The sequence below is a fragment of the Kosakonia sp. genome (genome assembly GCF_032052965.1).
GTDB lineage: Bacteria > Pseudomonadota > Gammaproteobacteria > Enterobacterales > Enterobacteriaceae > Kosakonia.
In genome coordinates, this window is the sequence record NZ_DAMBVN010000016.1 from 24328 (window position 1) to 42457 (window position 18130).

An 18130-nucleotide genomic window follows, 5' to 3' on the forward strand; every position below is an offset into this window, starting at 1 on the left:
GCCGATATAGCTTTTGCTATAGTAAGGCACTTTTTTTAACTCCATCACGGATGTCGTTGTTCGACCATGAAGACCACTCTCTCCGTTCGTTTTGTGCAGCGCCTGGCGCTCACCACAGCGCTGACCGCAGCCACACTTTCTGCCGCTCACGCTGATGACCTGAATATTAAAACCATGATCCCTGGCGTTCCGCAGATCGATGCGGAGTCTTATATCCTGATCGATTACAACTCCGGCAAAGTGCTGGCGGAACAGAACGCCGATGCGCGCCGCGATCCTGCAAGCCTGACAAAAATGATGACCAGCTATGTTATTGGTCAGGCGATGAAAGCCGGCAAGTTCAAAGACAGCGATCTGGTGACTATCGGTAACGACGCATGGGCAACCGGCAACCCGGTTTTCCGCGGTTCTTCGCTGATGTTCCTGAAACCGGGCATGCAAGTTCCGGTTTCCCAGCTTATCCGTGGGATTAACCTGCAATCCGGTAACGACGCCTGTGTCGCTATGGCGGATTACGTGGCAGGCAGCCAGGATGCGTTTGTCGGTCTGATGAACAACTATGTCAACGCGCTTGGCCTGAAAAACAGCCATTTCCAGACCGTACACGGCCTGGATGCGGACGGTCAGTACAGCTCCGCACGCGATATGGCGCTGATTGGACAGGCTCTGATCCGTGATGTGCCGAACGAATACTCTATCTATAAAGAAAAAGAGTTTACCTTTAACGGTATCCGCCAGACTAACCGTAACGGCCTGCTTTGGGATAACAGCCTGAACGTAGACGGCATCAAAACGGGCCATACCGACAAAGCAGGCTATAACCTGGTCGCATCGGCAACCGAAGGCCAGATGCGCCTGATCTCGGCAGTTATGGGTGGGCGTACCTTCAAAGGCCGCGAAACCGAAAGCAAAAAACTGCTGACCTGGGGCTTCCGTTTCTTTGAAACAGTGAGTCCGCTCAAAGCCGGTAAAGAGTTTGCCTCCGAGCCTGCGTGGTTCGGCGACAGCGATCGTGCTTCGCTTGGTGTGGATAAAGACGTGTATCTGACCATCCCGCGCGGGCGTATGAAAGATTTGAAAGCCAGCTACGTGTTGAGTACCAGTGAGCTGCACGCACCGCTGCAGAAAAATCAGGTTGTGGGGTCAATCAACTTCCAGCTGGATGGCAAAACCATCGAGCAACGCCCGCTCGTGGTGCTGCAGGAGATCCCAGAAGGCAATTTCTTCGGCAAAATCATTGATTACATTAAATTGATGTTCCATCACTGGTTTGGCTAAAAATTGAACACTTGAAAGTGTGATCTTCGCCCCCATATACTAGGTATCCTAAAAAACTCCTGCCCTTGTGGCAGGAGTTGTTATTTTTTACGCCGGAGCTGACATGAAAACCAATCTCAAAGAACTGCTTGAATTCCCGACACCCTTTACCTACAAAGTAATGGGTCTGGCGAAACCTGAGCTGGTTGATCAGGTGGTTGAAGTGGTACAGCGCCATGCGCCAGGTGATTACTCTCCGCAGGTAAAACCAAGCAGCAAAGGCAATTACCACTCGGTATCTATCACCATTACTGCCACCCACATTGAGCAGGTTGAAACGCTGTACGAAGAGCTTGGCAATATCGAAATTGTTCGTATGGTGCTGTAACTCTTAGAGACGTTATCCGGAAACATTCGGGTAACGTCTTCCCTATGATATACTTCCCCCACTCTTTTCTCCCCTGGAGATGCCGTTTTGTCTCAGGATACAATCCTCATCCGCAACCTGGGCTTGCAGCCTTACGATCCCGTGTCCCGGGCGATGCATGAATTCACCGATACCCGCGACGACACCACGCCCGATGAAATCTGGCTGGTCGAACACCCCCCGGTCTTTACCCAGGGTCAGGCAGGCAAAGCCGAACATCTGCTCGCACCTGGCGATATTCCTGTGATCCAGAGCGATCGGGGGGGGCAGGTCACTTACCACGGCCCCGGCCAGCAGGTCATGTACGTGCTGATCAACCTTAAGCGCCGCAAAGTTGGCGTGCGCGAGCTGGTGACATTGCTGGAAAACACCGTGATTAACACCCTGGCTACGCTGGATATTGCTGCGCAGGCCCGCGCAGATGCACCGGGCGTTTACGTCGACGGAAAAAAGATCTGCTCGCTGGGATTGCGGATACGTAAAGGCTGCTCATTCCATGGGCTGGCGTTAAATATTGCGATGGATCTCACGCCATTTCTGCGTATCAACCCCTGTGGTTATGCCGGCATGGAAATGACTCAGGTGAGCCAGTTCAGCGCAGAACCCGATAAGGATAAAATAAGGACAATTCTTATCCGTGAGTTTTTAGCGTTACTAAACAATCCACCACATCAATATATGGGCGCTTAATATATGATGTATTACGACCCGCATTTCGTGCGGGTCGTTATTTATTTGACCTGTTAGCGCTTTACAATAGAGGCCATATTCTCTATTTTCAACCTACCTGCCTTGTCGGGTTAATAAGCATTACGATGCTTTCCCGGGCTTCGTATTCATGCTTATGGCCAAACGTCTTTTGAGTGCTTGTCTGCCATCGCGATGAAAAACCTACGTAATGATGATATGAGACAGGACGTTAACTCAAATTAATAATCAACAAAAAAAACAAATTCAACTATCATTCATATTGCGAATGATTACGGAGCAGAAGCGTGGATAATAATAACCTGCCGGCGAAGCGAATAACCGGGCGACCAGAGGACGACAAACCGCAAATCTTCCGGACACTGCGTAATATTGATCTCAACTTATTGACTATTTTTGAAGCAGTATATGTCCACAAAGGGATCGTTAACGCGGCAAAAGTGCTGAACCTCACGCCTTCTGCTATTAGCCAGTCAATTCAAAAATTGCGCTCAATATTTCCCGATCCGCTTTTCATTCGTAAAGGCCAGGGCGTTACGCCGACGGCTTACGCTTCGCACCTGCATGAATATATTAGTCAGGGACTGGAATCTATTCTTGGCGCGTTGGATCTCACCGGCAGCTACGATAAGCAGCGTACTATAACGATTGGGACTACCCCTTCTATTGGTGCATTAGCCTTACCTGTTATCTACCAGGCAATAAAGGCCAGCGCCCCGCACCTGATGATACGCAATATTCCGGTAAAAGATGGCGAAAGCCAACTGAGTCAGTTTCAGACGGATTTAATTATTGACACCCATCTTCCTGCGTCACGCGCGATTAACAGCCATGTGCTGTATACCGATCGCCTGATGCTGGTGTGCCGTAAAGGGCATCCTTGTTTGAACGGGCCGATTAACGAAGAGGTTTTGCAGCAGTATGAGCACACGATGGTGATGCTGGAAGCGCAAAATCTGAGCGGCTTACGTCAACGGGTGCAGGATCTCTTTCCAGAGCGCCAGATCAGTTTCAGCAGTTACAATATGTTTACTATCGCAGCACTGATCGGCAACAGCGATCTGCTGGGATTGATGACCACGCAGTTGTTCAAATTATTCAGCGATTGCTGGCCACTGGTCGAGATCGACTTCCCGCCTGTTAGCTCAGAAAACCTCGATATTTCTGTGTATTACAACAAGTTGAGTCTGCGGGATCCGGTGCTGGAAAACGTTATTGATGTCATCCGACGGGCTTTTTAAAGCCCGTTTTCACCTGTCCATTGTACTTACCCTTTCTGGTCATTCTGCACAAAACAACAACTATTTTACAAATAGGCAGGTTGTCAGGCTGCTTTCCGCCCGCCATCAATGGTATACTGCGCGCACGTTAATTCAAAAATAGTTGATAAATACAACATTCCCTTGAATTGAAATGCTGACTTCGTTACCCGCAACTGGAACACGCACGCTATGAGTAAACCCATTGTGATGGAACGCGGTGTTAAATACCGCGATGCCGATAAAATGGCTCTTATCCCGGTTAAAAACGTGGCCACAGAGCGTGAAGCTCTGCTGAGAAAACCGGAATGGATGAAAATCAAACTTCCGGCCGACTCTTCCCGTATTCAGGGTATCAAAGCGGCCATGCGTAAAAACGGCCTGCATTCTGTTTGCGAAGAGGCATCCTGCCCGAACCTCGCTGAGTGTTTCAACCACGGTACCGCAACGTTTATGATCCTCGGTGCCATCTGTACACGCCGGTGCCCGTTCTGCGATGTCGCCCACGGCCGCCCTGTCGCACCTGATGCAAATGAACCGCAGAAACTGGCACAGACCATTGCCGATATGGCCTTGCGCTATGTGGTTATTACTTCTGTCGACCGCGATGATCTGCGCGACGGTGGCGCTCAGCACTTTGCCGATTGCATTACCGCGATCCGTGAAAAAAGTCCGTCGATTAAAATTGAAACGCTAGTGCCGGATTTCCGCGGTCGTATGGATCGTGCGCTGGAGATCCTGACCGCAACGCCGCCAGACGTGTTTAACCACAACCTGGAGAACGTGCCGCGCATTTATCGCCAGGTACGCCCGGGGGCGGACTATAACTGGTCCCTTAAGCTGCTGGAGCGTTTTAAAGAAGCGCACCCCTCAATTCCGACCAAATCAGGTCTGATGGTAGGTCTGGGTGAAACCAATGCAGAAATCATTGAAGTGATGCGCGACCTGCGTCGCCACGGCGTGACCATGCTGACGCTGGGCCAGTACCTGCAGCCGAGCCGCCATCACCTGCCGGTTCAGCGCTATGTCAGCCCGGATGAATTTGACGAGATGAAAGAAGAAGCGCTGGCGATGGGCTTTACCCATGCCGCATGCGGTCCGTTCGTTCGCTCCTCTTACCATGCCGACCTGCAGGCAAAAGGTGAGGAAGTGAAGTAACACTTGCTTACACCAAAAACAAAAAAACCGGCTTACTGGCCGGTTTTTTTTCGCCTGTCGGGGGCGGTTACTCTTTGTGAGAGAGTTTTTCTGTCGCGCCTCCGCCTTCGGCGTCTTTTTTCGCGGCGTCATCATCGTTCATGGCTTTTTTGAAGCCTTTGATGGCTGCACCCAGGTCACCGCCCAGCGTGCGCAATTTCTTGGTTCCGAACAGCAGAACAACCAGTGCCGCCACGACCAGCAGTTTGGTAATACTAATCTCACCCATAGATACCTTCTTTCGTAAAACAGGCTGCATAAAGCACCATTATAACCGGATTTCATTAACGGTCATTCGGCGCGCGCACACAATAGCAATCTGTTACGAGATGAATCAAGCATTGTTTAAAAAAACATCACAGCAATTGCGGTGCAGCGAAACGTCGATTCCGTAAAACGGGTAGTTTCTCTCGTGTTTCTGCCAGTCGCTCCGGGTTGACGTCGGCAAAAATCAAAGCAGGGGCTTCTGCCGCAGCGGCAACCGTAACACCCTGTGGGTCAATTACCCGACTTTGCCCGATATTTTTATTGCCACACTCGCCAGCTGCCACCAAATAACAGGTGGTGTCGAGCGCCCGCGCCGACAAGAGCGTCGCCCAGTGCTGCTCTTTTAGCGGGCCACGCACCCACGCTGCCGGTAATACCAACACTTGCGCTCCGCCCAGCGCCAGCTTCATTGCCAGCTCCGGAAAACGAAGATCGTAACAGGTCATCAGACCGACTTTGAAACCGTCCACATCAATCAGCGGCGCGACTTCATTCCCTGCATCCACACGCGCGGACTCCTGTATATTAAAGGCATCGTACATGTGCAGCTTGGCATATTGCGCGATGATCTCCCCGCCGCGCAGTACTACCAGCGTATTTACTGCCCGCCCTTGCGTCGACGGTACATGCACGGTGAGTACCGTCGTCAGCCTATTGCGCCGACTTTCATCAAGCAGTACTCGCAGGAAGCCGCCATTAAGCTCCTGAGCGGATTTCACCGACAGATGAGGGTCATTATCGTCCCGCGCCAGTAAAGCCTCTGGCAGAACCAATAGCGACGCCTGACGGGCAGCGGCTTGCGCCATCAACGATACGCAGGTTTGCGCATTGCTTTCCCATCCGGGCGTGACAACGAACTGCCCAGCCGCAACTATCATCTCGTCTCCTCCACGTTTGCCGTCATAGCCATTAAGAGGCCGTAGCGCTAAACTCACACTCTTACTAATCAAATAGCAGGATTTCACGGTGTTACAACTTCTTTTAGCAGTATTTATCGGCGGAGGCACGGGCAGCGTCGCGCGGTGGATGTTGAGCATGAAGCTTAACCCGGCGCATCAGGCGATCCCGCTGGGTACCCTGACAGCTAACCTGCTGGGGGCTTTTATTATCGGTATGGGGCTGGCGTGGTTTAACCGTATGACGCATATTGACCCGATGTGGAAAGTCTTGCTGACCACCGGGTTCTGCGGTGGGTTGACTACGTTCTCGACCTTTTCTGCGGAAGTGGTGTTTCTGTTGCAGGAAGGGCGTGCAGGCTGGGCATTACTCAATGTTGCCGTTAATTTATTGGGTTCGTTTGCGATGACGGCGCTGGCGATGTGGTTATTTTCAGCGGCGAATGCAAACTGAGACCACAAAAAAAACCCGCCTTTCGGCGGGTTTTGAAATTCTTGCTCAACGCAGCTGATTAGACAGGCATTACGTTAGCAGCAGATGGGCCTTTGGCACCGTTAGTGATTTCAAACTCAACGCGCTGACCTTCAGCCAGAGTTTTGAAACCATTGCTCTGGATTGCAGAGAAGTGTACGAACACGTCTTTGCTGCCATCTTCCGGAGTAATGAAACCGAATCCTTTGGATTCATTAAACCACTTAACGTTACCTTTAATCTTAGACATCAAAATTACCTTTACATGAAAAAACGACACAAATGCTGTGTCGTGTATCAGTACAACAATTGTGACGACTTTTGTCCAGTCGTTATTCAAGAAAAAGTGATAAATGTCGCGAAGTTTTTTTCGATAGCGGGTTTATCCCGCGTTTCGCCACTGTCTAAAAACTGTTCGCCACGTCAAATCACTTGCCTCTCGTGGAAAGCATTAAAACTGAAAACGCATCCAGGCGAAGTAGACGTTCCCATTGTTGTACGTACCAGGGATGTAGGTCATCTGGAACGTTGCCGGGCCATAGCCAATCGATGCCAGCGGCAAAACCAGCGGAATGGGTATGTACTTCCAGTTATCACGCGCAGTCACACCAGCCGTGTACCCCAGGCCAAGGTGAAAGTTGTCGTCAGCCAGAGGACGCCAGGTTTTCTCCCAACCATAGCCACCAATCGGCTCCCATTTGTTGTACGAATCTTTAAACACCATCAAATAGAGGCCATGCCAGTTTCCATCTTCATCCCAACGGGACTGACCAAAACCAGCCCCCCAGGGGCGCTCGTTATAACGATCAGTTTTCTCTTTGTCATAGGCAAAACGCGCATGCCAGGTGATGGCGGGCACATAGAGATCGTAATGCTCAGGTTGCTGCCAGGTTTGCTTTACGTCGTCAGTAAACTCAGAAAACCAGCCCTTTTCTGCTGCGTGTACTGTGTTAACCACCGAAAGCTGACAAAATAAAGATAATAAAATACAAAAAAACTTCTTATTTACAGACACTGTAGTTATTCCATATTACGAAACAGGATATATTCTCGGGTATGCTATCTGAATATTCCCTTAACGAAATCGGATTAATACTGAAAAGATTGGTAAGGAATTTATTTTTTAAGTTATTTCTTAATAATAATGAATGAGCGCCCCGATATTGGGGCGCAAATTAATCTACCGTTTTCTATGCAGCAGCAAATACACTGCGGGGATCACAAACATCGATAGCAACGGGGCAGTGACCATACCGCCAATCATTGGCGCAGCGATACGGCTCATCACTTCAGAACCACTGCCACCGCCCCACATAATAGGCAAAAGCCCCGCCATGATGGTCGCGACGGTCATCACTTTCGGGCGTACGCGCAACACTGCGCCCTCATGAATGGCACGCATCAGTCGGCTATTTTCCTCCCCACCGCCAGGCTGCCGGTATTTTTCCAGCGCCTGGTTAAGATACAGCACCATAATAACGCCGAACTCTGCCGCCACGCCAGCAAGGGCAATAAACCCGACCGCCCCGGCAACAGATAAATTATATCCCAGCAGCCATAACAACCACACACCGCCAATCAATGCGAAGGGTAAAGTCCCCATTATTAATAAGGCATCTGACACACGTTTAAAGGTGATAAATAACAGCACAAAGATAATCATTAGCGTTACCGGCAGGACGACTTTTAATTTTGCCGTGGCTCGCTCCAGGTATTCAAATTGACCTGACCATGACAGCGTCACCCCCTGCGGCAGTTGTACCTGCTGCGCAACCCGCTGCTGCATCTCATCCACCGCTGACTTCAAATCACGTCCGCGCAGATCGACATAGATCCAGTTCGACAGCCGTGCATTTTCACTTTTCAACATGGGCGGGCCTTCCGTCACCACAATATCCGCCAACTCACCCAAGGCGATTTGCTCGCCGTTGGCGGTGATCACCGGTAAATTCCGTAGGGAATCAACACTATCACGCACTTCACGTGGATAGCGCACATTAATGGGGAAACGCTCGCGACCATGTAACACCTCGCCAATGTTTTCTCCACCGACCAGGGTTGAAACCAGCGATTGCAGCTCTTTAACTGATACGCCATAACGTGCGGCTTGCTGGCGGTTAATCGTTATATCGACATAACGGCCACCTGCCAGACGTTCCGCCAGCGCGGAAGTCACGCCCGGAACGCGCTTCACCACCTGCTCAATGTGCTGCGCCACACGCTCAATATCTGCAATGTTATTTCCGTTCACCTTTATCCCCACCGGGCTTTTTATGCCGGTTGCCAGCATATCCAGCCGGTTACGGATCGGTGGCACCCAAACGTTAGCGATACCTGGCACGTTGACGGTTTTATCCAACTCTTCCACCAGTTTTTCCGGTGTCATCCCGGCCCGCCACTGATCGCGCGGTTTAAAACGAATGGTGGTTTCCAGCATGGTCAGTGGCGCAGGGTCGGTGGCACTTTCTGCCCGTCCGGCTTTGCCGAACACGCTTTCCACTTCTGGCACGCTTTTGATAAGCCTGTCGGTTTGTTGCAAGAGACGCCCGCTTTCACGGGCAGAAATCCCCGGCAAAGTCGACGGCATATACAGCAAGTCGCCTTCATTGAGGGGAGGCATAAATTCACTGCCTAACTGGCTTAGCGGCCAGAATGTTGCGATCAACAACGCCAGTGCAACGGCCAGCGTCGTTTTCGGCCATGCCAGCACCCGATCCAGTAGCGGCTCGTAAATGCGGATCAGGAAGCGGTTAATCGGGTTGGCTTTCTCGTCGGGTATATTGCCGCGAATAAACAGCCCCATCAGTACCGGTACCAGCGTGATACCCAGCCCGGCCGCCACGGCCATGGCCCAGGTTTTGGTGAAGGCCAGGGGGGAAAACATGCGCCCTTCCTGCGCCTCCAGCGAAAACACCGGAATAAACGACAACGTGATGATCAACAGACTGCAAAACAGCGCGGGGCCGACTTCAACGGCGGCTTTTTCTGAAAAGCGCCAGTAATCAGCGCCCGTCGGTTGCTGGCCGGGGTTATCATGCCGCCACTGCTCCATCACCTTATGCATGTTCTCAATCATTACAATGGCTGCATCTACCATCGCGCCAATAGCAATTGCAATGCCGCCGAGGGACATAATATTGGCGTTAATGCCCTGATAATGCATCACGATAAACGCACCCAAAATCCCCAACGGCAGAGAGACAATGGCCACCAGCGCTGAACGAAAATGGAACAAAAACAGCGTGCAAACCAGCGCCACGACAAGAAACTCTTCAATCAGTTTATGGGTCAGCGTTCCGACAGCATGTTCAATCAGCGTCGAACGGTCATAGACCGGCACGATTTCAACGCCCGCAGGTAAGGTTTTTTGCACCTCGCGGAGCTTTGCTTTCACTGCATGAAGGGTTTGCAGGGCATTTTTGCCGTAACGCATCACGATGATACCCCCCGCAACCTCCCCTTCCCCGTTAAACTCCGCCACACCGCGACGCAACTCAGGCCCAAGGCGCACCGTCGCCACATCGGACAGCATTACAGGCACTCCGTCGCGACTGGCGATGACTGTCTGGCGAAAATCCGCCAACTGGCGCAAATAACCGGTCGTACGCACCATATATTCAGCTTCGCCCATCTCCAGCAACGCCCCACCACTCTCCTGATTGGCCGCCTGTACCGCACTGACCAGCTGTTCATGCGTAATAGTGAGCGCCCGCATGCGTGCCGGATCGGCGACGATCTGGTACTGGCGCACCATACCGCCCACGCTTGCCACTTCAGCAACGTTCGGCACCGTTTTCAGCTCAAATTTTAGCGTCCAGTCCTGCAACGCCCGCAAATCCGCCAGATTGTGCTTCCCACTGCGATCCACCAGCGCATACTCATACACCCACCCTACGCCGGTCGCATCCGGGCCCAGGCCGACGTTCACCCCGGCAGGCAGAGAAGACTGGATTTGACTTAAATTTTCCAGCACGCGCGAGCGCGCCCAGTAGAGATCGGTATCATCATCAAACAGGACATAGACATAGGCATCGCCAAACATCGAATACCCCCGCACCGTTTTTGCGCCCGGCACGGACAACATGGCGGTTGTCAGAGGATACGTAACCTGATCTTCGATAATTTGCGGCGCCTTGCCTGGATAGCTGGCGCGAATGATAACCTGCACATCCGACAGATCCGGCAACGCATCCAGCGGTGCGCGTTGTAGCGACCACAACCCCCAACCTGTGAGCACCACGGCGGCCAGCAAGATCAGTAAGCGGTTACGCAGCGATGCGCGAATGACAGCAGCAATCATTTCATTGCCTCCTGCACCGGCATCAGATGCGTGATCACCGCCCCTTCCTCATCATCCAGCGTAAAACTGAACATCACCTTGTCTCCAACGTTGATCGCCGGTTGCGGTGCTTTCATCACAAAATCCATGGTCATCGCCCCCCAGTTGAGCGCCGGTACAGGCTGGTGCGCCAGTGTGATACTGCCGTTATCGATGGCCTTCACTACGCCCGTAGCATCATATTCCTGCACGCTTTTTTCCGTTGCAGCCGAAGAGTGCTGAGCCGGCAACGCGCTGCGCAGACTGGCTTCTGAATCAATCAGGAACTGACCCGATGTCACGACACTGTCGCCCTCTTTTAACCCCGACAGGACTTCGACCCAGCCTTGTGCTGTGCGGCCAACAGTGACATTCACAGCCTGGAAATGGCCCTCCCCGGTCGCCAGCAATACTCTGTTGGCCGCTCCGGTGGTAATCAGCGCCTCCTCTGGCATGGCCAGTACTGCGGCCTGCTGCGTGGATTGTGCTGCGGTAACGGTAAGGAACATGCCTGGCTTCAGTTTTTGTTGGCGGTTGTCGAGCACGATACGAGCTTTCAGCGTTCGGGTGGCGGTCTCCAGTTGTGGCAATAATTCACTGACCCGACCGTGGAACTGCTCCCCCGGCCAACTGGCGGAGGTGGCGAAAATTTCACTGCCTGCCGCCAGCGCATATGCCTGCGTTTGCGGGTAATCCACTACCAGCCACACCGGATCGAGGCTCGCCAGTTCAAAAAGACTCTGTGTGGCAACCACCTGCGCCCCTTCACGGGTGTCCAGCTTCACCACATAGCCCTGTTCCCCGGCACGCAGTATCAGGCGGGTTTGTGGTTTCCCGCTGCGCTCAACGGCGCGGATAATTGCCTCCGGCATAAACTGCAAGGCCAGCCGTTCGCGGGCTGCCCGTGTCAACGCGGCATCGCCTAACTGACGCACCGCCAGATATTCCTGCTGGGCCGCCGTCCACTGCGGGATCCACAACTGTGCCAGCGCCTCACCTTTTTTCACCCACTGCTGCGGCGCCCGGACATACAGTTTCTCGACCACGCCTGCCGCTGGCGACGGCACACTACGGACACTGCGTTCATCAGTGGTGACAGTGGCGAAAGCTGAAAACGCGCTACCGAGAGTGCGTTTCTCTACACGGGCGGTGGTCATTCCGAGGTTTTGCTGTTGTTGCGCACTGATACTCACGCCCCCGGTGGCGGGTGCCTCATCGGCGTAGCGCGGCACCAGCGGCATATCCATAAACGGGGATTCCCCCGGCTTATCAAAACGCTGATCCGGTACCATCGGATCGTACCAGTACAGCACCTTACGCTCCGGCGCAGGTGCGCCCGCCGTTGCCGGGACAACATGTTGGCGACCCGCAAAATAGCCAATGCCGGCTGCCGCAACGGCAGCAACCAGGAGCGCTAAAATGGTTTTATTCATGACATTAACTCCTGCGGGATCAACCAGCGGATCGCGGCCCACGTCCGTGCCATGGCTTTTTCAGCCTGGTTAGCAGCAAGCTCACCATCGAGAACATTACGCCGCGCTTCCAGCAACTCCGGTAAGCCGGATTGCCCGGCACGATACTGTGACGCCAGCAAACTGGCGCGTTGGCGTAACAGCGGCAGCACCTCATCACGCTGACGGGTCCACAAGGTTTGAGCGGCATGGTACTCCGCAATCAGCGCGTGCAGTTGCGCCACGTGATCCCGCTCGGTCAGCGCAAGTTGATCATTGGCCTGCAACGTCCGGGAAACATCCGCAGCATGATCCTTGTCCTGACGACGGGACTGGAACAGCGGCAAGTCGACGGTAAACATGACTCCGGCCATATCTTCGTACCCCTCGGCACGCCGGCCATACCATACTTCCACTTCCACATCCGGAATGGCCGCAATAGCAGACTCAGCAGAACGGGCTTTGGCGCTGTTGGCGGCACTCGCAGCGGCCATCACATCTGGATGCCGGGAAATGGCCTGTTCCAGCGTGTTTTCATCGGCGGGTAGTCGTTGATAGCGGGGGATCTCACCGGCCACATCCGTCACGTTTTGCCCGGTCAGTTGCAGCAGGCGGGTTTGCGCCAGTTGCACATCGCGTTCGGCTAGCGTGACTTTGTCGCGCATGGCGCTCAATCCAACCCGAAAGGCAAGAACACTGTCTGGCGCGGCATCGCCTGCACTCACGCTGGCGTGCTGCGCACCCTGCTGTCGTTCCGTCTCCGCCAGTAACTGGCGCGCAGTGTGTAAGGCCTTTTCCGACAACGCGAGTTCCAGCCAGGCCTGAGCGGTATCGCGCTGAAGCGTGGCACGCACCACTGCTGATTTGGCGTTTACACTACGGGCTTCGGCAAGCAGGGTATCGGCTTTGCGATCGCGTTTTTCGGCGCTGACATACTGCTGCATGATGCCCACCCGTTGCATGGTCATGCCTTCTCGGGTTAAACGGCGATCGTTGTTGCCCTGTACCGGGACGTTTTCAATACCGAATTTCAGCTTTGGATCCGGCAGCTGGCGGGCAGAATCCGCCATCGCATCCAGCGCGCGCGCCTCATTGCGATTTGCAGAAAGTTCAGCAGAGTAGCGCTCCGCGGCGGCCAGGGATTGCGTCAGCGTCAGTGGCTCCGCCTGTACGGCAGAGCACATCAACCCGAGCAACACCCCACCAAGCCGCAGGCTCAGTGTGCATCGTTCCATGTCTGCCCCCGGTTACTGTTGCGGCGTCAACGAAACGAGCTGGTAACCGTTCTCGCTTTGCATAAAGGTGAAACTGACATTGTCGCCAGGTTGCACGACGGGCAGGACCTTGCCCTCCGCCAGCGAGAACTGCATCGTCATGGGTGGCCAGTTGAGCGCGGGCACAGACTGGTGCGCGATAGAAATGGATTGCGGGGTGATTTTTTTCACTACGCCCTGGCTTTGGTACACGTCAATGGGCATGACGTTATGCTGCGACATATCGTGCGTGCCGTGCATATCGTGCGGGGTTTGCGCCTGAGCGGCGGAAAAAGAGAACAGCATTGCGCCGGCAAGCGCATAAAGGACATAAGAACGCATAGTAAGACTCCTGTTAATCATAAAATTTTTAAATTCAATGGATTAACAGTTATCTATTCCCGATACCGGCAAAAACGGATCGTTGCCGGCGGGCCTGCGGCGGGCGGGGTTAATGACCATCCCTCTCGGGACATTTCATGACAAACCGGTCTGACGACCGCAACAGAGAGGCTAACCGGCAACGCCACCAGCGGCGGGTGCGGCGTCTCTTTTTGCGCCAGGTCCGGAACACAATGCTTTTCGCACAGCGGCGTTTTCAGGGTGTTTGTTTGCGGCGCGCTGCCTGCCATCATCCTGTGGTCCATATGCTGAACCATAACATTGCCGCTCTGCACGCTTAATGCACAGTCATGGGAAGCGACCGCGACCTGGCTCTGTATCAACAGCCAACCGAATGCTATCAGCAGCATCAAAAGATGCCGCTTAATAAAGCGCAATCGGTATAGCCAGCCTGCGTACATAAAGCACCAGAAGGTGAAAAGAAATTAACGGCGAGTATAAGCAGGCCAATTTTTATTTTTAAAGTTTTTTTTGACAAATTTACGTCCGGCTGCAAACAGAAACCAAATCACCCAAAGCAATTAACTATTTTGCATCATTTAAAAAACAATCACCGTTTTTTAAATCGATGGCCTTTATTGAATGTCTTTTTTTATTTCGTTTCCGGATAATTATTTACCGCGATTATTCCCTCAAAGCGCTGCTTTGTTGATTTTAATCATCTACTGAAAAGGTGTTATTCGGCACATTGCGTTGCTGTTTTTTTACTTACTTATCTTTCGGGCCAACCTGCGGAACCCATAACATGATTTCTATACTCGTTGAACTGCTGATCGGCGTAGTGGTGATTGTCGGCGTTGCACGCTACATCATCAAAGGTTACTCCGCCACCGGCGTGCTGTTTGTTGGCGGCCTGGCACTGTTAATTGTCAGCGCGTTAATGGGGCATAAAATTTTACCCGGTAGCGCCACCAGCACCGGCTATAGCGCAACTGATATTGTCGAGTATGTGAAAATCCTGCTGATGAGCCGCGGCGGCGATCTCGGCATGATGATCATGATGCTGTGCGGTTTTGCCGCTTATATGACGCACATTGGCGCTAACGACATGGTGGTGAAACTGGCCTCCCGCCCGCTGCGTTTTATTAACTCGCCATATATTCTGATGATTGCCGCCTATTTTGTGGCCTGCCTGATGTCACTCGCCGTCTCTTCGGCAACGGGCCTGGGCGTTTTGTTAATGGCGACGCTGTTTCCGGTAATGGTGAACGTCGGTATCAGTCGCGGTGCCGCTGCGGCGATTTGCGCCTCTCCTGCCGCCATTATTCTTTCTCCGACCTCGGGAGACGTGGTACTGGCGGCCAAAGCCGCTGAAATGCCACTGGTGGATTTCGCCTTTAAAACCACCCTGCCTATCTCCATTGCAGCCATTGTGGCGATGGCGGTGGCGCACTTCTTCTGGCAGCGCTATCTGGATAAAAAAGAGCATATCGTCAGTGAAATGCTGGACGTAAAAGACATCACCACCACGGCGCCGACGTTTTATGCCCTCCTGCCGTTTACTCCGATCATAGGGGTGCTGATTTTTGACGGTAAATGGGGCCCGGAGCTGCACATCATCACCATTTTGGTGATCTGTATGTTGCTGGCGGCCGTGCTGGAATTTATCCGCGGGTTTAACACGCAGAAGGTGTTTTCCGGCCTGGAAGTCGCTTACCGCGGCATGGCAGATGCCTTTGCAGGCGTGGTGATGTTGTTGGTTGCCGCCGGGGTCTTTGCCCAGGGTCTGAGCACCATTGGCTTTATTCAAAGTCTGATTTCCATCGCTACCTCGTTTGGCTCAGCGAGCATTATTCTGATGCTGGTGCTGGTGATCCTTACCATGCTGGCGGCCATGACCACCGGTTCCGGTAACGCGCCGTTCTATGCTTTTGTCGAGATGATCCCCAAACTGGCACATGAATCCGGCATTAACCCGGCATATCTGTCGATTCCTATGTTGCAAGCCTCCAACCTTGGCCGCACGATTTCACCGGTTTCTGGCGTGGTGGTTGCCGTCGCCGGGATGGCGAACATCTCTCCGTTTGAAGTGGTGAAACGCACCTCTGTGCCGGTCGTCGTCGGGTTGATAGTGGTGATCATCGCCACAGAACTCCTGGTGCCCGGCGTTGTCGCACATTAAGCCTTTTCACTGATGAAAAAGCGCCTTTACGGCGCTTTTTTTATGGTTTAATAGCCTATGACAATAAGCAGGGCTTACCCATCAGGAATTGAAATGCTTAAAAAGGGACTCGCTATCATCAGCATGGGCATGGTCGCAACGTGGCTTTCCGTTGCTGACGCCGCCCCTCTGCAACCTACACAGTACGGTGACTTTGATCGGTATGTGCTGGCGCTCTCCTGGCAAACCGGGTTTTGCCAGAGTCTGCATGACAGCGGCCGTAGCGAACCCGATGAGTGCCGTCTGCAAAAAGAGCCGGCAAACAAAGCCGATTATTTGACGGTGCATGGCCTGTGGCCGTCGTTACCCAAATCGATTGCCGCCCGCGGTGTCGATAACAATCGCTGGATGCGTTTTGGCTGCGCGACGCGCCCCATTCCCAACATGCCGGAAGCCAAAGCCACCCGAAAATGTGCTGCGGCAGAAACCGGGCTATCGCTGGAAGTTGCCAACAAGCTCAATGCCGTGATGCCCGGCGCGGGAAGCAATACCTGCCTGGAGCGGTACGAATATGCCAAACATGGCGTGTGCTTTGGTTTCGATCCAGACGATTATTTTGGTGCAATGGTACGGATGAACACCGAAATCAAACAGAGTGCACTCGGCGTTTTCCTCGCCGACAACTACGGCAAAACGGTCACCCGCGACGCGTTTAACAACGCCGTGGCACACGCTTATGGCCCTCAGAGCGTAAAAGCCTTCAAACTGACCTGTAGCGGCAATCCGGCCTGGCTCACAGAGATGCAGATCGCCATCAAGGCCGATGCCATCAATGCCCCATTAGCCGCAGGCTCACTGTTGCCACAGCCGCATCCGGGTAACTGTGGCGATCGTTTTGTGATCGACAAAGCGGGTTATTAGCACGCAGAAATCCGGCAAATGTGCGCGGGGTCACTTCACAGTACGTCACAGGGTCAGTATCATCACCGGTAGACAAACCCTCGCTGCCCGTCGGCGAGGGTTTTTCTTTGGATCAATCAAATGTCATGGAGTAACAGATGCCCAGACCTGCCATTATTATTAATGAGCGAGACGCTGAGCGCCTCGACAGCCTGCTTGAGCAACCCGCTTACGCCAGCCTGCCGGTCGCGGATGCGCTAAATGAAGAGCTGGATCGTGCGCAGATGTGCGCGCCGGAAGCGATGCCACATAACGTGGTCACGATGAACAGTACGGTGAAGTTTCGCGAGCTGAAAAGCGGTGAAGAACGCGTGCGCACGCTGGTCTACCCGTCGCAGGTGACAGACAGCGCAACTCAGCTTTCTGTGCTGGCCCCGGTCGGCGCCGCACTGCTGGGCCTGCGCGTGGGCGATACCATTCACTGGACATTACCGGGCGGCACCACAGCCGACCTTGAAGTGCTGGCGTTACTTTACCAGCCTGAAGCTGCTGGCGACTTTATGCTCTAATCCCCGCCGCTGCGCTGTTTAGCAGAGGATGCATCCGCATCCTCTTTCCGCTCTCATCCATTCATCATATTTGCCAGCCAGGCAACAAAATATTTCTCCCCTTTATGCTTCAATCAGATGGACATAATCTACAGGGAGAAGCGTTTATGTATCAGACACTCATTATGCCGGTCGATGTTTTCGAAATGGAGTTAAGCGACAAAGCCGTGCGACACGCTGAATTTCTGGTCCAGAGCGAAGGCGTTATTCATCTTTTGCATGTGTTGCCCGCCTCCGCCAGCCTCAGTCTGCACCGTTTCGCTGCCGATTTGCGCCGTTTCGAAGAACATCTGCAACACGAAGCGCAGACGCGCCTGAGTACCATGATCACTCACTTTCATATCGACTCGTCACGCATTCATACCCATGTTCGCTTTGGTAACGTGCGTGATATGGTCAACGAGCTGGCGGAAGAAAAGCATGCCGATATGGTGGTGATTGCCTCGCGTAACCCGTCTATCTCGACACACTTGCTCGGCTCCAATGCCGCCAATATCGTGCGCCACGCGCATATTCCGGTGCTGGTCGTCAGGTAAGCGGTCAAGTCGCCAGACGCGCAGCGTAAAAAAAGAGGCTACCCGAAGGTAGCCTCTTCATATGTGCAGGTAATGCCT

19 protein-coding genes are annotated in these 18130 nt (G+C 53.3%); 10 read left to right on the forward strand and 9 right to left on the reverse strand.

Translation table 11 applies throughout. The annotated features are described in order from the left end of the window. Positions 1-66: 66 nt before the first annotated feature. The 5 genes from dacA (at position 67) to lipA (ending at position 4809) form a co-directional block, all read left to right on the forward strand. Positions 67-1278: a D-alanyl-D-alanine carboxypeptidase DacA gene (gene dacA / locus RTX30_RS17275; RefSeq protein ID WP_312691396.1), complete on the forward strand. Its 1212-nt coding sequence runs from the start codon at positions 67-69 to the stop codon at positions 1276-1278. 103 nt (positions 1279-1381) lie between these two features. Then, the gene (gene ybeD / locus RTX30_RS17280; RefSeq protein WP_312691397.1) at positions 1382-1645 is read left to right on the forward strand and encodes a DUF493 family protein YbeD; all 264 of its coding nucleotides are present in this window, start codon (positions 1382-1384) and stop codon (positions 1643-1645) included. An 87-nt stretch (positions 1646-1732) separates the two neighbouring features. Further along, positions 1733-2374, forward strand: a complete 642-nt coding sequence (gene lipB / locus RTX30_RS17285) for a lipoyl(octanoyl) transferase LipB (RefSeq protein WP_312691398.1) — start codon at positions 1733-1735, stop codon at positions 2372-2374. A 305-nt stretch (positions 2375-2679) separates the two neighbouring features. Next, positions 2680-3633, forward strand: a complete 954-nt coding sequence (locus RTX30_RS17290; protein ID WP_312691399.1) for a YbeF family transcriptional regulator — start codon at positions 2680-2682, stop codon at positions 3631-3633. A gap of 210 nt (positions 3634-3843) precedes the next feature. Further along, positions 3844-4809: a lipoyl synthase gene (gene lipA / locus RTX30_RS17295; RefSeq protein ID WP_312691400.1), complete on the forward strand. Its 966-nt coding sequence runs from the start codon at positions 3844-3846 to the stop codon at positions 4807-4809. A 67-nt stretch (positions 4810-4876) separates the two neighbouring features. Here the strand turns inward: lipA and tatE are convergent, their stop codons facing one another. Then, positions 4877-5077, reverse strand: coding sequence for a twin-arginine translocase subunit TatE (gene tatE, locus RTX30_RS17300; RefSeq protein WP_312691401.1), 201 nt, complete (start codon positions 5075-5077; stop codon positions 4877-4879). Between the two features lie 127 nt (positions 5078-5204). Continuing rightward, positions 5205-5993, reverse strand: a complete 789-nt coding sequence (locus tag RTX30_RS17305; protein ID WP_312691402.1) for a deaminated glutathione amidase — start codon at positions 5991-5993, stop codon at positions 5205-5207. Positions 5994-6081: 88 nt separating this feature from the next. Between RTX30_RS17305 and crcB the strand changes: the two genes are divergently transcribed. Continuing rightward, a complete protein-coding gene (gene crcB / locus RTX30_RS17310; RefSeq protein WP_312691403.1) occupies positions 6082-6465 on the forward strand; it encodes a fluoride efflux transporter CrcB in 384 nt (127 codons plus the stop codon). 58 nt (positions 6466-6523) lie between these two features. Here the strand turns inward: crcB and cspE are convergent, their stop codons facing one another. The 7 genes from cspE to RTX30_RS17345 all read right to left on the reverse strand — a co-directional run bounded on the left by cspE (position 6524) and on the right by RTX30_RS17345 (position 14257). Continuing rightward, complete coding sequence (gene cspE, locus RTX30_RS17315) at positions 6524-6733, reverse strand: transcription antiterminator/RNA stability regulator CspE (protein WP_007373839.1); 210 nt, start codon at positions 6731-6733, stop codon at positions 6524-6526. A gap of 201 nt (positions 6734-6934) precedes the next feature. Then, positions 6935-7498 carry a lipid IV(A) palmitoyltransferase PagP gene (gene pagP / locus RTX30_RS17320; protein WP_312691404.1) on the reverse strand — a complete coding sequence of 188 codons (564 nt, stop codon included), beginning with the start codon at positions 7496-7498 and terminating at the stop codon, positions 6935-6937. A 165-nt stretch (positions 7499-7663) separates the two neighbouring features. Beyond that, positions 7664-10783 carry an efflux RND transporter permease subunit gene (locus tag RTX30_RS17325; protein WP_312691405.1) on the reverse strand — a complete coding sequence of 1040 codons (3120 nt, stop codon included), beginning with the start codon at positions 10781-10783 and terminating at the stop codon, positions 7664-7666. After that, positions 10780-12234, reverse strand: coding sequence for an efflux RND transporter periplasmic adaptor subunit (locus tag RTX30_RS17330; RefSeq protein WP_312691406.1), 1455 nt, complete (start codon positions 12232-12234; stop codon positions 10780-10782). Before RTX30_RS17330 ends, RTX30_RS17325 begins: the two co-directional genes overlap by 4 nt. Further along, complete coding sequence (locus tag RTX30_RS17335; protein ID WP_312691407.1) at positions 12231-13487, reverse strand: TolC family protein; 1257 nt, start codon at positions 13485-13487, stop codon at positions 12231-12233. The genes RTX30_RS17330 and RTX30_RS17335 overlap by 4 nt, the downstream gene beginning before the upstream one ends. Before the next feature lie 12 nt (positions 13488-13499). Beyond that, on the reverse strand, positions 13500-13847 hold the full coding sequence (locus tag RTX30_RS17340; protein ID WP_312691408.1) for a copper-binding protein: 348 nt from the start codon (positions 13845-13847) through the stop codon (positions 13500-13502). Positions 13848-13900: 53 nt separating this feature from the next. After that, entirely contained in the window at positions 13901-14257 is a 357-nt protein-coding gene (locus tag RTX30_RS17345; protein ID WP_312691409.1) for a DUF2946 domain-containing protein, read from the reverse strand. 395 nt (positions 14258-14652) lie between these two features. Between RTX30_RS17345 and dcuC the strand changes: the two genes are divergently transcribed. The 4 genes from dcuC to uspG all read left to right on the forward strand — a co-directional run bounded on the left by dcuC (position 14653) and on the right by uspG (position 18052). After that, positions 14653-16029 carry an anaerobic C4-dicarboxylate transporter DcuC gene (gene dcuC, locus RTX30_RS17350; protein WP_312691410.1) on the forward strand — a complete coding sequence of 459 codons (1377 nt, stop codon included), beginning with the start codon at positions 14653-14655 and terminating at the stop codon, positions 16027-16029. Positions 16030-16152: 123 nt separating this feature from the next. Further along, positions 16153-16929, forward strand: a complete 777-nt coding sequence (gene rna, locus RTX30_RS17355) for a ribonuclease I (protein ID WP_409429828.1) — start codon at positions 16153-16155, stop codon at positions 16927-16929. 137 nt (positions 16930-17066) lie between these two features. Then, positions 17067-17477: a nucleoside diphosphate kinase regulator gene (rnk, locus tag RTX30_RS17360; RefSeq protein WP_312691412.1), complete on the forward strand. Its 411-nt coding sequence runs from the start codon at positions 17067-17069 to the stop codon at positions 17475-17477. A 146-nt stretch (positions 17478-17623) separates the two neighbouring features. Continuing rightward, positions 17624-18052, forward strand: a complete 429-nt coding sequence (gene uspG, locus RTX30_RS17365) for a universal stress protein UspG (RefSeq protein ID WP_312691413.1) — start codon at positions 17624-17626, stop codon at positions 18050-18052. Positions 18053-18130: the final 78 nt, after the last annotated feature.

Excerpts from the sequence above, each read along its gene's own strand:
- RTX30_RS17335 (WP_312691407.1), bottom strand. The coding sequence starts at position 13,487 with ATGGAACGATGCACACTGAGCCTGCGGCTTGGTGGGGTGTTGCTCGGG.
- lipA (WP_312691400.1), top strand. The coding sequence starts at position 3,844 with ATGAGTAAACCCATTGTGATGGAACGCGGTGTTAAATACCGCGATGCC.
- rnk (WP_312691412.1), top strand. The coding sequence starts at position 17,067 with ATGCCCAGACCTGCCATTATTATTAATGAGCGAGACGCTGAGCGCCTC.
- RTX30_RS17325 (WP_312691405.1), bottom strand. The coding sequence starts at position 10,783 with ATGATTGCTGCTGTCATTCGCGCATCGCTGCGTAACCGCTTACTGATC.
- tatE (WP_312691401.1), bottom strand. The coding sequence starts at position 5,077 with ATGGGTGAGATTAGTATTACCAAACTGCTGGTCGTGGCGGCACTGGTT.
- cspE (WP_007373839.1), bottom strand. The coding sequence starts at position 6,733 with ATGTCTAAGATTAAAGGTAACGTTAAGTGGTTTAATGAATCCAAAGGA.
- RTX30_RS17330 (WP_312691406.1), bottom strand. The coding sequence starts at position 12,234 with ATGAATAAAACCATTTTAGCGCTCCTGGTTGCTGCCGTTGCGGCAGCC.
- RTX30_RS17340 (WP_312691408.1), bottom strand. The coding sequence starts at position 13,847 with ATGCGTTCTTATGTCCTTTATGCGCTTGCCGGCGCAATGCTGTTCTCT.
- rna (WP_409429828.1), top strand. The coding sequence starts at position 16,153 with ATGGGCATGGTCGCAACGTGGCTTTCCGTTGCTGACGCCGCCCCTCTG.
- dcuC (WP_312691410.1), top strand. The coding sequence starts at position 14,653 with ATGATTTCTATACTCGTTGAACTGCTGATCGGCGTAGTGGTGATTGTC.
- ybeD (WP_312691397.1), top strand. The coding sequence starts at position 1,382 with ATGAAAACCAATCTCAAAGAACTGCTTGAATTCCCGACACCCTTTACC.
- dacA (WP_312691396.1), top strand. The coding sequence starts at position 67 with ATGAAGACCACTCTCTCCGTTCGTTTTGTGCAGCGCCTGGCGCTCACC.
- RTX30_RS17305 (WP_312691402.1), bottom strand. The coding sequence starts at position 5,993 with ATGATAGTTGCGGCTGGGCAGTTCGTTGTCACGCCCGGATGGGAAAGC.
- RTX30_RS17345 (WP_312691409.1), bottom strand. The coding sequence starts at position 14,257 with ATGCTGCTGATAGCATTCGGTTGGCTGTTGATACAGAGCCAGGTCGCG.
- uspG (WP_312691413.1), top strand. The coding sequence starts at position 17,624 with ATGTATCAGACACTCATTATGCCGGTCGATGTTTTCGAAATGGAGTTA.